The 12,339-nt window shown below is 73.6% G+C and carries 13 protein-coding genes; 5 read left to right on the top strand and 8 right to left on the bottom strand.

Annotated elements, in window-relative coordinates; translation table 11 throughout:
- The first annotated feature begins 256 nt into the window (after nt 1-256).
- Nucleotides 257-520 carry a hypothetical protein gene (locus tag AC07AB_RS23165; RefSeq protein WP_478569869.1) on the top strand — a complete coding sequence of 88 codons (264 nt, stop codon included), beginning with the start codon at nt 257-259 and terminating at the stop codon, nt 518-520.
- Between the two features lie 201 nt (nt 521-721).
- On the opposite strand, the gene AC07AB_RS23170 is transcribed toward AC07AB_RS23165, so the two are convergent.
- Nucleotides 722-1,531 carry an ABC transporter permease gene (locus tag AC07AB_RS23170; RefSeq protein ID WP_478569871.1) on the bottom strand — a complete coding sequence of 270 codons (810 nt, stop codon included), beginning with the start codon at nt 1,529-1,531 and terminating at the stop codon, nt 722-724.
- On the bottom strand, nt 1,528-2,508 hold the full coding sequence (locus AC07AB_RS23175) for an ATP-binding cassette domain-containing protein (RefSeq protein ID WP_478569873.1): 981 nt from the start codon (nt 2,506-2,508) through the stop codon (nt 1,528-1,530). The genes AC07AB_RS23170 and AC07AB_RS23175 overlap by 4 nt, the downstream gene beginning before the upstream one ends.
- A 64-nt stretch (nt 2,509-2,572) precedes the next feature.
- Between AC07AB_RS23175 and AC07AB_RS23180 the strand changes: the two genes are divergently transcribed.
- On the top strand, nt 2,573-3,307 hold the full coding sequence (locus tag AC07AB_RS23180) for a TetR/AcrR family transcriptional regulator C-terminal domain-containing protein (protein WP_478569875.1): 735 nt from the start codon (nt 2,573-2,575) through the stop codon (nt 3,305-3,307).
- 56 nt (nt 3,308-3,363) lie between these two features.
- On the opposite strand, the gene AC07AB_RS23185 is transcribed toward AC07AB_RS23180, so the two are convergent.
- From AC07AB_RS23185 to hmgA, 3 genes are all read right to left on the bottom strand, one after another.
- Complete coding sequence (locus tag AC07AB_RS23185) at nt 3,364-4,581, bottom strand: type ISP restriction/modification enzyme (RefSeq protein ID WP_478569877.1); 1,218 nt, start codon at nt 4,579-4,581, stop codon at nt 3,364-3,366.
- A 468-nt stretch (nt 4,582-5,049) separates the two neighbouring features.
- Nucleotides 5,050-5,799, bottom strand: coding sequence for a GntR family transcriptional regulator (locus AC07AB_RS23190; protein ID WP_478569879.1), 750 nt, complete (start codon nt 5,797-5,799; stop codon nt 5,050-5,052).
- An 11-nt stretch (nt 5,800-5,810) separates the two neighbouring features.
- The gene (gene hmgA, locus AC07AB_RS23195) at nt 5,811-7,145 is read right to left on the bottom strand and encodes a homogentisate 1,2-dioxygenase (RefSeq protein WP_478569881.1); all 1,335 of its coding nucleotides are present in this window, start codon (nt 7,143-7,145) and stop codon (nt 5,811-5,813) included.
- Between the two features lie 201 nt (nt 7,146-7,346).
- On the opposite strand from hmgA, the gene AC07AB_RS23200 reads away from it, so the two are divergent.
- On the top strand, nt 7,347-7,967 hold the full coding sequence (locus AC07AB_RS23200) for a TetR/AcrR family transcriptional regulator (protein ID WP_478570064.1): 621 nt from the start codon (nt 7,347-7,349) through the stop codon (nt 7,965-7,967).
- A 315-nt stretch (nt 7,968-8,282) separates the two neighbouring features.
- Here the strand turns inward: AC07AB_RS23200 and AC07AB_RS23205 are convergent, their stop codons facing one another.
- Nucleotides 8,283-9,215: an urea transporter gene (locus tag AC07AB_RS23205; protein WP_478569883.1), complete on the bottom strand. Its 933-nt coding sequence runs from the start codon at nt 9,213-9,215 to the stop codon at nt 8,283-8,285.
- Nucleotides 9,216-9,526: 311 nt separating this feature from the next.
- Here AC07AB_RS23205 and AC07AB_RS23210 point away from each other — a divergent pair, with 311 nt between their 5' ends.
- Entirely contained in the window at nt 9,527-10,150 is a 624-nt protein-coding gene (locus AC07AB_RS23210) for a TetR/AcrR family transcriptional regulator (RefSeq protein ID WP_478569885.1), read from the top strand.
- A gap of 40 nt (nt 10,151-10,190) precedes the next feature.
- Here the strand turns inward: AC07AB_RS23210 and AC07AB_RS23215 are convergent, their stop codons facing one another.
- Nucleotides 10,191-10,652, bottom strand: a complete 462-nt coding sequence (locus tag AC07AB_RS23215) for a MaoC family dehydratase (RefSeq protein WP_478569887.1) — start codon at nt 10,650-10,652, stop codon at nt 10,191-10,193.
- Nucleotides 10,653-10,937: 285 nt separating this feature from the next.
- Here AC07AB_RS23215 and AC07AB_RS23220 point away from each other — a divergent pair, with 285 nt between their 5' ends.
- The gene (locus AC07AB_RS23220; RefSeq protein WP_478569889.1) at nt 10,938-11,360 is read left to right on the top strand and encodes a DUF4190 domain-containing protein; all 423 of its coding nucleotides are present in this window, start codon (nt 10,938-10,940) and stop codon (nt 11,358-11,360) included.
- 251 nt (nt 11,361-11,611) lie between these two features.
- Here AC07AB_RS23220 and AC07AB_RS23225 read toward each other — a convergent pair whose 3' ends face one another.
- Complete coding sequence (locus tag AC07AB_RS23225; protein ID WP_478569891.1) at nt 11,612-12,223, bottom strand: hypothetical protein; 612 nt, start codon at nt 12,221-12,223, stop codon at nt 11,612-11,614.
- Nucleotides 12,224-12,339: the final 116 nt, after the last annotated feature.

The following is a 12,339-nucleotide window of genomic DNA, read 5'->3' on the forward strand; positions in this document are numbered from 1 at the left end:
GAACATGCGGGCCCGCGTGGAACGGGGGCCGCCCCCGCGAGGCGAACGACAGTGAATGTACCGCGACGCAGTGTGATCGCCCCCTGTCAGGAGGGGTTCGGATGTTCCAACTGGCCCTACTTCGCGATGGGTTCACGCCAGTTGCGTCAACGCCCTTGACGGAGTGGTGAATCCGGCCCGCGGATGCGCGGGTGACGTGAAGGGGCGGTAGGGTTACTCTGCCCGGGCCGGGTATCTCGTACGGGTGGGGAGTCTCATGGAGCAGATAGCAATGCGCAGCAGGCCACGAGTGCCTGCCATCAATTGCGGGAGCGGCGCGTCCAGCGCGCGCCTCGACCGCCATCTCGCGGTGCTGGGCGGCCCTGCCGTGCCGCAGCGCGAGACGGAGTCGGCGACCGTGCTGATGCGCGAGCTGACGGCGCGTGACCACTCGCGCGCCAGGCAGAGCCGGACCGCCAGGGTGTCGCTCTTCGCGCCGCTGCGGCGGCTGCGGCGCTCGCTGTTCGGCAGCCGCCACTGACGGCGGGCGGACATCCGAGGCCCGGCGGCCACACCGACCCGGCGCAGCGCTGAGACCTGAGAGCCCGTTATCCCCGGGGCGCTCGGGGAGCGCTTCGGTGTGTCCACCGCGCCGCCGCCCGTCGAACGGGCGATCCCCGCACCCTCCGCGTTCAGCGCCCGCCGCGTACGTACGAACGGGCGATCCCCGCACCTTCCGCGTTCAGCGCCCGCCGCGTACGTACCGGCTGATGGTGAGCGGCACGAAGACGGCGAGCAGCAGCGCCGACCACAGCAGCGAGGCCGCGAGGGGATGCGCCGTGGGCCAGGCGGGATGCGCGGCGGCCGCCGAGGCCACCGTGTTGCCGAAGAGGTCGCGGCAGGCGCCGACGACCGCGCTGATCGGGTTCCACTCGGCCAGGAAGCGCAGCCAGCCGGGCATCCCGGCGGTCGGCACGTAGGTGTTGGAGAGCATCGGCAGGATGAAGGTCAGCCCGGCCAGTTGCCCCGCCGCCTCCTCGTTCTTGACGACCGTGCCCAGGTACTGGCCGATCCACGCCGTGGCCAGCCGGAAGAGCAGCAGCAGGCCGACCGCGCCGAGCGCGTGGCCCACCCCGTCCCGGATCCGCCAGCCCATCGCGAGCCCGGCCAGCATGAGCGGTATGAGCCCCACGGCGGCGAGCAGCACTTCCGCGACCGCCTGGCCGACCGGCACCGCCGAGCGGCTCATGGGCAGCGTGCGGAAGCGGTCCATGACGCCGCGCTGCCGGTCCTGCACGGCCTGGAGCGTCCCCGTGAAGATGCCGAGCGTGGAGACGGAGACGAGCAGGCCGGGCACCAGGAACTCGCGGTAGTTGCCGCCGCCGGGCACGTCGATGGCGCTGCCGAAGAGATAGCCGAAGAGCACCAGCATCAGCAGCGGCGCCGTCAGCGTCATGACGAGCAGGCCGGGGGCGTGCCGCAGCCTGGTCGTCTGGCGGCCGATCATGGCCGACGCGTCGCGGGCGGCCCAGGCCAGGGAAGTGTCGCTCATGCCGCGTCCTCTTTCAGGGGGAGGGGCTCGGTGGCGCCCGCGCTGTCGGCGGTGAGGCGCAGGAAGACCTCGTCGAGGGTGGGCTGCCGTACGGATACGTCGGCCAGGCCGATGCCGGCCGCGTCCAGCTCCCGTACGACGCGGGGCAGGGTGAGGGCCGGGTCGGTGCAGGAGGAGCCGACCGTGCGCCGCTCCGGTGAGACCGCCGGCTGAGCCCCCGTCAGCCGGCCGAGCGCGACCGCGGCCCCGGCGAGTTCGCTCTCGTCGCCGACGACGACCTCGACGTACGAGCCGATGGCGGCCTTCAGCTCCTCGGGGGTGCCATTGGCGCTGACCCGGCCGTGGTCGATGACCACGATGTCGTCGGCCAGCCGGTCCGCCTCCTCCAGATACTGCGTGGTGAGCAGCACGGTCGTGCCGCCCGCGGCCAGCTCGCGGACGGCGTCCCAGATGTCGCCGCGGCTGCGCGGGTCGAGGCCGGTGGTGGGCTCGTCGAGGAAGAGCACGGGCACCTCGGTGAGCAGGCACGCGGCCAGGTCGAGCCGGCGCCGCTGGCCGCCGGAGTAGGTGCGGGCGGGGCGCCTGGCCAGTTCGGCGAGGCCGAACCGGTCCAGCAGCTCGTCCGCCCGGCGGGCCGCCGCGCGCGGCCGCAGCCGCTGGAGGCGGGCGAAGAGCCGCAGGTTCTCCACCCCCGTCAAGTCGCCGTCCACCGAGGCGAACTGCCCGGTGAGGGCGATGTTGCGGCGTACGGCCCGCGGGTCGGCGGCGACGTCGTGGCCCGCGACGCGGGCGGTGCCGGAGTCGGGTGCGCGCAGCGTCGCCAGGATGTGGACCGCCGTCGTCTTGCCCGCGCCGTTGGGGCCGAGCAGCCCGCAGACGGTGCCCGCGGGCACCGCCAGATCCAGCCCGCGCAGTGCGTGCACCTCGCCGTAGCGCTTGTGCAGCCCCTCACTAAGTACAGCGTACGTAGTTGTCATGCGGCACACCGTACCGCACTGCGTACGCTGTACGTAACTAGGATGGGGGGCGAGGTGATGATCCATGGCAGCCAGCGGTCGTACGGCCGGACCCGAGGTGATCTGGGCGCGGCCCGAGCGCGCCGGACGCGGCCCCCGCCCGGCGCACACCCGCGCCGAGATCGCGGCCGCGGCGGTGCGCACCGCCGACGCCGAGGGCATCGACGCCGTCTCCATGCGGCGGGTGGCGGCCGGGATCGGCTGCGGCACGATGTCGCTCTACAACTACGTGCCGCGCAAGGAAGACCTGTACGAGCTGATGGTGGACGCGGTCGCCGCCGAGTACGAGCTGCCCGAGCGGCCCTCCGGCGACTGGCGCGCCGACCTGCTCGCGCTCGCCCGGCAGACCCGGGCGATGATGCACCGCCACCCCTGGCTGCCCGGCCTGATGTCGCCCGTGTACGGCTTCAGCCCGAACGCGCTGCGCTACTTCGAGTACGTCCTGTGGGCCCTGGACGGGCTCGACGTCGAGGACGGCGCGAAGATGGAGCTGCTCGCCATGGTCACCGCCGTCGTCACCTCCTTCGTCGGCAGCGAGCTGACCGCCGCCGAGCGGCACCGCTCCTCGCCGCACTCGCCCGAACAGGAGCGCGCGGCGCGGTCGGCCTACCTGGCGCGGGAGTTGGCCAGCGGGCGGTACCCGCGGATGGCCCGTACGTTCGAGGGTGCGTCCTCCCCGGCCGACCAGGACGCGCTCTTCGAACGCGCCCTGCGCCGCATCTTCGCCGGATTCGAGGCGGAGAGCGGCCGCGGGGCGTAACGCTTCAGGGGCGGCAAGGCGTGCGGATGGCCCCCGCCGCACCCCGCCGCGCACGCTCACATCAGCACGAACTGCCCCTCCGGGCCCTCCTCGTGATGGTCCAGCACGGACGCCGGCCGACGGGCGCCGTCCGGCGCGGGCAGCACGCCCGCCCCGCGCAGCCCGGCCGCCCCGAGGCGCGGCCCCGCCTCGACCCGTTCCCCGAGCCGCGCGCACCGTGGCCGCACCTCGGCCAGCAGCGCCAACACCGTGATCAGCTCCAGCAGTTCGGACGTCCACTCCCGCGGCCAGCCGGCCGGGCGCAGCGCCGCCAGCGTGCCGGGCTCGGCCGGTTCCGTACGGCTCGCGAACCAGCTCTCCAGAACCCGCGCCCCGCCCGCGTGGAACTCCCACGCCGCCGCCGGTACGGGCGCGATCCGGCCCTCGCCCAGCCACAGCGCCTCCCCGTCCGCGTCGTACGACAGCGCGCCCGGCGGCACGGCGGACGGCGGGGCGGCCCGTACGTACGGCCGTCGGCCGCCCGGCATCCGGGGCCGCTCGCCGTCGTGCGCGCCGCGGGTGTGCAGCCACAGAATCCGGCGGCCCAGCTCCACGCCCTCCTCCCAGACGTCCGGGTCCGCGGTGAGCGGCACCGCGCACCCGGCGGGGGAGTGCCGGGCCGCGGCGGCGGTCCAGGCGAGGAAGTCCGCCGCGGACACCGGCCTTTCGAGGCGGCGGGAGAGGTGGTCCAGGAGCTGCGGCGCGAGATTGGGCTCCGCGCCGCCGGGGCGGCGGTACAGCGGATGGACGCGGCCGGGCCGCCCGGCCGGGGCGTACCCGTCGGGCAGCAGCGCGGAGAAGACCAGCGCGGGGCCGGGCTGCCCCGGCAGCCGGGGCTGGGGCACGGCGAAGAGCTGCCGGCCGTCGGCGACCCGCCACAGCTCGGGCCGCGCCACGTCGATGAGCCGGTGGTCCGGCAGCAGCCACTGCTGGTCGTACGGCCCGTGCAGCACCCGTACCGGCTCCGGGCACGGCCCCGGCGTACGCGCGAGCCGGCCGGTCGAGGCGGGCCGCCCGGGCAGCTGGGCCACCGAACTGTGCAGCGTACGGGCCCGGGTCGGCCGGAACAGCGCACTGCGCTCCGCCTCGCTCCCGCCGCTGACAAGAGCCTCCCAGCGCGCCTTCAGCGCTGTCGGATCGGGCCCCGCCACCCAGCCGCGTCCGAGCCGCAGCGGGCCGACGGACCAGGGCATGAGGTCGCTCAGGAGGGGCGCGTCGTCGCTCACCGCACGCATGCTACCCAGTGCCTCTGGCGGAGGAGGGGCCCGGTTCGCGGGACTGGCGCGGGTCCGGTGGGAGGGCGAGGCGCTCTACGGGCCTTCCCGCCCGGGCCGGGGGCGCGGTGCCCGGCACGCCATACGTGCCGGTTCGGGGCGGGATGCGATGCGTCCTTCCGGTCCGGGCCCGGCCCTTGGAGCGCCGCCTGCGACCTTCCAGGCGCGGTCCTCAAGTCAGGGGGCGGGACGCGCGGCGAGCCTCGCACGCCCACTCCGGGGCCGCGCTCCTCAGCGCCCCGTCCGCGCCGGTGCGGCGCGGGCGTGCGGCGTACCTCTTGTGCCGCCCCGGCGGGAGTGGCCTGCGACGGGCCTCATGCGCCCGCCCCGAGGCGAGACCCTCGGCGCGCCTGCCGCGCTGTGCGGTGCCTGACCGCCGCCCCGCGGCGCTCGGCACGCGGTACGCAACGGCCAGGAGCGGGGACGCTCTCAGCGCGCCTCCATCGTCACGGTGAACGAGAAGCGGTCGCCGCGGTAGTGGATGAGCACCACGTCCACCACCGCGCCGTCCTCGTCGTAGGTGACGCCCGTGTAGTGCAGGATCGGGCTGAGCAGCGGCACGTTGAGGAGCCGGGCCGTCTCCGGGTCCGCGAGGCGGGCCTCCACCGTGTCGGTGATGCGGCTGATCCGCACCCCGACGGCGTCCCGCAGCACCTTCGTCATCGGCCACCGCGCGAGGTCCGCGGGGTCGAGGCGGGCCGCGATGTCGGGGCGCAGATAGTTCTCCGCCCAGTTCGTCGGCTCGCCCGTCCCCTCCGCGCAGCGCAGCCGCCGGTAGCGGACCGCCTCCTCGACGCCGGGGAAGTACTCGGCCAGCCCGGTCGGCACCGGGGCCGGGCCGTGGCCGAGCAGCGTGGTCCGCTCGCCGGACTGCTGGGCGACGATGGCGTCCACCGAACCGAGCAGCCGCACCGGCGAGGTGCGCCGGGCGCTCGGCTCGATGAAGGTGCCGCGCCGCCGGTGGCGGCTGATCAGCCCCTCCGTCTCCAGTTCCTTGAGCGCCTGCCGCATGGTCAGGACGCTGACGCCGTAGTGCTCGGCGAGCCGGTCCTCGGTGGGCAGCCGCAGCGGGTCCTGCGGGCTGCGGCCCAGTATCGAGGCCCGCAGCGACTGCGAGACCTGATACCAGAGCGGCAGCTTGCGGTTGAGCGCGAGGGAGTCGGGGGCGAAGGTGGTCACATCGGCTCCGGTCAGCTGCGGAAATGGCGTTCCAGACCCTCCCACACCGTGTCGTACCCCTTCTGCAGGTGGTCCGCACGGAGCGCCTGCGCGGTGGCCGTGACCGGCCAGCGCGTCTCGAACATGAAGGCCAGCCCCTCGGACATCCTCTGCGGCGCCAGCTCGGCCGCGCTCGCCGCCTCGAAGGTGTCCCGGTCCGGGCCGTGCGCCGACATCATGTTGTGCAGCGAGCCGCCGCCCGGCACGAAGCCGCCCCGGCCGGCGGTCTTCGCGTCGTACGCGCCCTCGATCAGCCCCATGTACTCGCTCATCACATTGCGGTGGAAGTACGGCGGCCGGAACGTGTCCTCGCCCACCAGCCAGCGCGGCGCGAACACCACGAAGTCGACGCCCGCGAGCCCCGGGGTGTCCGAGGGCGAGGTCAGCACCGTGAAGATCGAGGGGTCCGGGTGGTCGTAGCTGATCGAGCCGATCACATTGAAGCGCCGCAGGTCGTAGACGTACGGAACGTGGTTGCCGTGCCAGGCGACGACATCCAGCGGCGAGTGGCCGTACGTCGCCGACCAGAGGTTGCCGCAGAACTTGTTGACCACCTGGACCGGGCCCTCGACGTCCTCGTACGCGGCGACGGGCGCGAGGAAGTCCCGTGCGTTCGCGAGCCCGTTGGCGCCGATCGGGCCGAGGTCGGGCAGTACGAACGGCTGCCCGTAGTTCTCGCACACATACCCGCGGGCGCTCTCCTCCAGCAGCTCGACGCGGAACCGCACCCCGCGCGGGATCAGCGCGACATGGCCCGGAGCGGCGTGCAGCAGCCCGAACTCCGTGCGCAGCAGCAGCGCGCCGCGCTCCGGGACGATCAGCAGCTCGCCGTCGGCGTCGCTGAACACCCGGTCCGTCATCGAGGAGTCGGCGGCGTAGAGATGGACGGCCATGCCGGTGCGCTGCGCGGCGTCGCCGTTGCCGCCGAGCGTCCACAGCCCGGCCAGGAAGTCGGTGCCCGCCGCCGGTTCGGGCAGCGGGTCCCAGCGCAGCCGGTTGGGGTCCGCCTCCACCTCGGTGAAGGGCGCGCCGCGCAGCGCGCCGTTGTCGATCCGCGAGAACGGCGGATGCGCCGCCGACGGCCGGACGCGGTACAGCCACGACCGGCGGTTGTTGCGCCGGGGCTCCGTGAACGCGGTACCGCTGAGCTGCTCCGCGTACAGCCCGAGCGGTGCGCGCTGCGGGGAGTTGCGGCCGTGCGGCAGCGCGCCGGGAACGGCCTCGCTGCTGTGCTCGTTACCGAACCCGGACGAGTAGGCCAGCCCCTCGGCCGTCTTCCTCGCCTGTTCGTTGTCCGTACCGCTCATCGTGTGCTCCCGACGCTCAACGATTCCTGTGCAAGACCATAGGAATGCTGAGGGGGTGCGTCAATGGCATTGTTCGACCCCTTCGCGGCGGCACGAACGGACGTCCGCGGCACCGCTTTTCACGGGTGCGGGCCGGGCCGGCGCCTGGTCAGACGGCCCCGCCCGTACGCGGTTCCGGTTCCGGCCGCGCGTGACGGCAGGATGGGGCCCGTGTCCACCTCACCCCTCCGCCGCGCCCCGATACAGCGGCGCAGCGCCGAGCGGCTCGACCGCATCCTCGACGCCTGCGCCCAACTGCTCGACGAGTGCGGCTATGACGAGCTCAGCACCCGCGCCGTCGCCGCCCGCGCCGACGTCCCCATCGGCTCCGTATACCGCTTCTTCCCCAACAAGCGCGCCATGGCCGAGGCGCTCGCCCACCGCAACCTCGACGTCTACGCGGCGCGCATCGCCGACCGGTTCGCCGTGCCCGGCCGGGAGGGCGACTGGCGGCACGCCATGGACGTCGTGGTCGACGAATACCTCGCCATGAAGCGCGGCGCCCCCGGCTTCGCCCTCGTCGAGTTCGGCATGCCCGTCCCGGCCACGGCCGCCCCCGACCGTCCCAACCACCTGGTCGCCGACCGGCTGCGCGCCCTGCTCGCCGAGCGGCTGCACCTCGACGCGGACGACGCCCGGCTGCGCGTCGCCTTCCTCGTCGCCGTCGAGAGCGCGGACGCCCTGCTGCGCCTGGCCTTCCGCCTCGACCCGGCCGGCGACCCGGCGATAATCGAGGAAACCAAGCAACTGCTGCGCACATACCTGGCCCGCACCCTCGACTGACCCCGCAGGCCAGACCCGGGCGCCGGGCATGCGAGCCCGTATCCCTCGGTCAGTCCGGCACTTGAGGACAACCAGTGCCACTCAGCCCGTCCGGCGTTTGAGGACAGCTTGTCGTGCCGATCTGGGTATGTGAGCCCGTACCCCTCAGCCCGTCCGGCGTTTGAGGACAACCCGTCATGCCGCGCCCGTCATGCAAGCCCGCGCCGCTCAGCCTGTCCGGCGCTTGAGGACAGCCCGTCGCGCCGCGCCGGGCATGCGAGCCCGTCCCCCAGCCCGTCCGGCGCTTGAGGACCGGGGCCCGGGGCAGCGCCCCGGTCACACCCTCCGCAGGCGCGGAAACGATGGCACGGCGGCCACGAACACCAGCGACGTCAACACGAACGGCCACGTGAACGTATGCCCCCCCGACGGCGCGAAGAACGACGTCACAGCCGCCGTCAGAGCCGTGGCCGTCGCCGCCGCGACCACGGCGTAGCCGAAGCTCCAGCGGTCGGCCACGATGAAGACGCCGCACACCGCCATCGCCGTGAGCACGGCGTTGTACCCCATCAGCCCCTGCGCGATGCCGTCGGCGGGGGAGCCCAGCGCCCAGGCGGTGGCGATGCCGACCACACTGCCGAGGCAGGCCACGACCCCCGCGGAGCGACTGGCGGCGAAGATGCCCAGCAGGAACAGCAGTCCCACGTACCACTGCGGCATAAAGAAGATCTGGCCGATGTCGGCGAAGAAGGCATGCCACAGCTCGGTCCAGGTGAGCGATGTCGTCCCGGTCGCCGGGCGGGTGAGCGCGGCGGTGCCCGCGGCGCCCTCCCAGACGCGGTGGAAGCCGGGGGCGGCGATCGTCGTCGCGCTGGCCACGAGGCAGAACGGGAGGGTGAAGGTGGGCAGGTTCCAGGAGGCGAACACGTTGGTCAGCGCCCCGGTGACGACCGTCACGACGACGGCTCCGCCGATGGCCATGAGCACGGACGAGATCCGGTCGGCCCCCAGGAAGACGGCGCAACCGGTGGCGACCAGGCAGGCGTTGAACCCTTCGAGCCCCGCCTCCACCCGCCCCCGCGCCACGCCCAGCAGCCGGGCGGTGGCGGTGCCGACGGCGGTTCCCAGCAGTCCGTAGAGCCCGTACTCCCAGCCGGCGGCGAAGAGCGCGGCGGCGAAGAAGAGGCCGGTGACGGCGCTCGGCATGAAGGTGACCTGACCCTGGCCCTTGAGGACCTCGGTCAGGAAGCGGTAGGGGGGAGTCGGCACCCGGACTGCTTCGGCTGTTCGCTGCACGTTCTCTCTCCGGCGTCACGAGGAGTCGTCCGCCGTGGGATTGCGGCGCGCGACTCCTTTCATACCGGACGATCACGGCGGCCCCGAGGCCGCCCCCGGCAACTGGATGTATGGGGCAGTGATCCCGTCGGCCGGTATGGGCGGCTTCGGCCCGGAAGCGCCCCATGGCCCGCCGTCGGACCCGTGCCCGTACCGTACGCACCTAAGCGCTTGCTCAGCTTCGGGTATGGTGTCCGTCCGGCCGGTGGAGGGTCCCCCGGCCGGACGGGGAAGCGGGGCGAGCGATGGACGCGGAGGCGCAGCGGGGCGAGGTGTGGACCGATGTCACGCCCGACGCGGCCCGGCGGCTGGTGACCGCCGCCGTCGAGGCGTTCGCCGAGCGCGGCTACCACGCGACGACCACCCGTGACATCGCCGGCCGGGCCGGCATGAGCCCGGCCGCGCTCTACATCCACTACAAGAACAAGGAGCAGCTGCTCTACCGGATCAGCAGCGTCGGCCACCGGCTGGCCCTCGACATCCTCACCGCCGCACGGGACGCCGACGGCACCCCCGTCGAGCGGCTCACCGAGGCGGTGCGCTCCTTCGTCCGCTGGCACGCCGAGCACCACACCACCGCCCGTGTCGTGCAGTACGAGCTGGGCGCGCTGGCCGAGGACCACTACGCCGAGATCGTCGCCCTGCGCCGGGGCAGTGACGGCGCGGTCCGCTCGATCATCGAGGACGGCGTGCGGACGGGCGACTTCGATGTGCCGGACGTCCACGGCACGGCGCTCGCGGTGCTCTCGCTCTGCATCGACGTCGCGCGCTGGTTCAACGCCGACGGCCGACGCACCCCGGACGAGGTCGGCGCGCTCTACGCGGGCCTCGCGCTGCGGATGGTCGGCGCGGGTCGGTCCGGCCGGTGAACCCGGCCTGACCTCGGCGGGCGGCCCCAGGGGCGGCGGCTTAGAGGTAGAAGCGGCTGACGGTCTCCGCGACGCAGGCCGGCTTCTCGCCGCCCTCGCGCTCGATCGTCACCGTCGTGGTCAGCTGCACGCCGCCGGGGACCTCGGTCACCTCGGCGACGCGCGCCGAGGCGCGCAGCCGGGAGCCGACCGGTACGGGGGAGGGGAAGCGGACCTTGTTGGTGCCGTAGTTGACGCCCATCTTGATGTTCTCCACCCGCACCACCTGCGGTACGAGCGCGGGCAGAAGCGACAGCGTCAGATAGCCGTGCGCGATGGTGGCGCCGAACGGGCCGGCCGCGGCCCGCTCCGGGTCCACGTGGATCCACTGGTGGTCGCCCGTCGCCTCCGCGAACAGGTCGATCCGCTTCTGGTCGATCTCCAGCCAGTCGCTGGTGCCGAGTTCCTCGCCGACTGCCGCACGCAGTTCGTCGAGCGAGGTGAAGATCCGGGGCTCTGCCATGTCGTGGCCTCCCAAGCAGTCATGAGCAGTCGTGAGCCGTCATGAACCAAGTCATGCGGGCGATCGTGTCTGCGGTGTCTAAGCGCTTGCTCAGCATGGTTCGCGGGGGCTTCTCTGTCAACGCGGTCAACGCCCGAATTCCCCGGAACGGCAACGGGCTTTGCCGCTCGCCGGGCCGCCGTCACCACCGGGCGCCGGGTCGCCCGGCGCCGCGCCCCGCCTGCCGTGACGGGCGGGGCATAGCGCCTAGCATGGACGTCCGTTTCGTTCCGAAGAGAGGAAGACATGGCTGACGAGCCAGGCAAGCCCAGCGGTACACCGGGGGCTGAGAACGCGCCCGCGGACCCCTGGGGAGCACCGGGCGAGGAGCAGTCGGGGGCGCGGCCCCACGGCGGCTCCGGCGCGCTGCCGCATTACGCGCCCGGGCCCGGTTACGCGCCGGGTCCCGGATACGGCTGGCAGGCCCCGCCGCCCAGCGGTCAGGCGACGGCGTCCATGGTGCTCGGCATCCTCGGGCTGCTGTTCCTGCCCGTGGTCCTGCCGGTCATCGCGCTGTGCCTCGGGATCTCCGCGCGGCGCAAGGCGGACCGGGGCGAGGCGGGCGGCCGCAGCCAGGCGGTTGCGGGCATCGTGCTCGGCATCGTCGGCTGCGCGTTCGCGGCGCTCGGGGTCATCGTCCTCGTGGTCTCGGTGATCAGCAGCGCCTGACGGCCTGACGGCCTGAGGGTCCGACGGCCTCCGCGGCCCGGGTACGGGCATAGGCAGTACGGGGATACGGCAGTACGGGCATACAGCCCCGCCCTGCCGCCGCGGGCGCGGGAGCCCCGGCCCCGCCGCACCCGGCGGCCGGGGCGGGGCCCCGGCGGGGAGCCCCGCCGCCGAAGTCCGCCGAAGACCCGCCGCCCGGTGGGCCGGACCGCAGAGCTTCCCGGACCCCGGCCGGCCGGGGTCGGGCCGGATCAAACCCCCGCGTAGCGCCTCTCGAACTGCGGCCGCCGGGCGATGGACAGCGCCTCCGGCGTGAGTACGGGCAGCGGCACCACGACGCCGCACCCCGTGCAGACGGGGCCCGACAGCGGGTGGCGCTCCAGGTCGTCGTGCCATTCGAGGGGCCCCTGCGAGCAGACCGGGCAGCCGTCGCCCGGACCGGACTCCATGGCCGCGATCATGCGCCGCAGAACGTCGGCCAGGCGCGCGGTCGGATGGTGCAGGGGGGTCGCGCACGGGACTATGTCGCACCCGCCCCACGTGCGGCGGTGCCACTCGTCGATGTCGCTCGGCTGCCGGATTCCGTCGTGCTTCTCGCGCCGCCGCCGGGCCGCGAACTCGGCCTCGTAGGCGAGCCAGACCGCCCGGGCCTCCTCCAGCTCCTCCAGCGCGATGATCAGCCGGGCCGGGTCGGGGCCCCGGTCCTCGGGGGACAGCCCGGCGCGGGAGCACAGGTGGTGCCAGGTGGCCCGGTGTCCGTAGGGGGCGAAGCGTTCGAGGCACTTACGCAGTGACGTCCGTCGCAGCGCGGTGCTGTTGCGTGGATTGCGCACTTCTCGTGCGAGCGCTCTGAAACCGGCCAATGCATCCCACCTCCGACAAGCGGACTCGGACCGTTGTGGAATGGACGTGTACCGAGGCCGATCCGTTCCATCCGCCTTTCGTCCTGCCCAGTTGTGAGGATTTGGAAAGGTGACGG

The sequence above is a fragment of the Streptomyces sp. NPDC044033 genome (genome assembly GCF_056434425.1).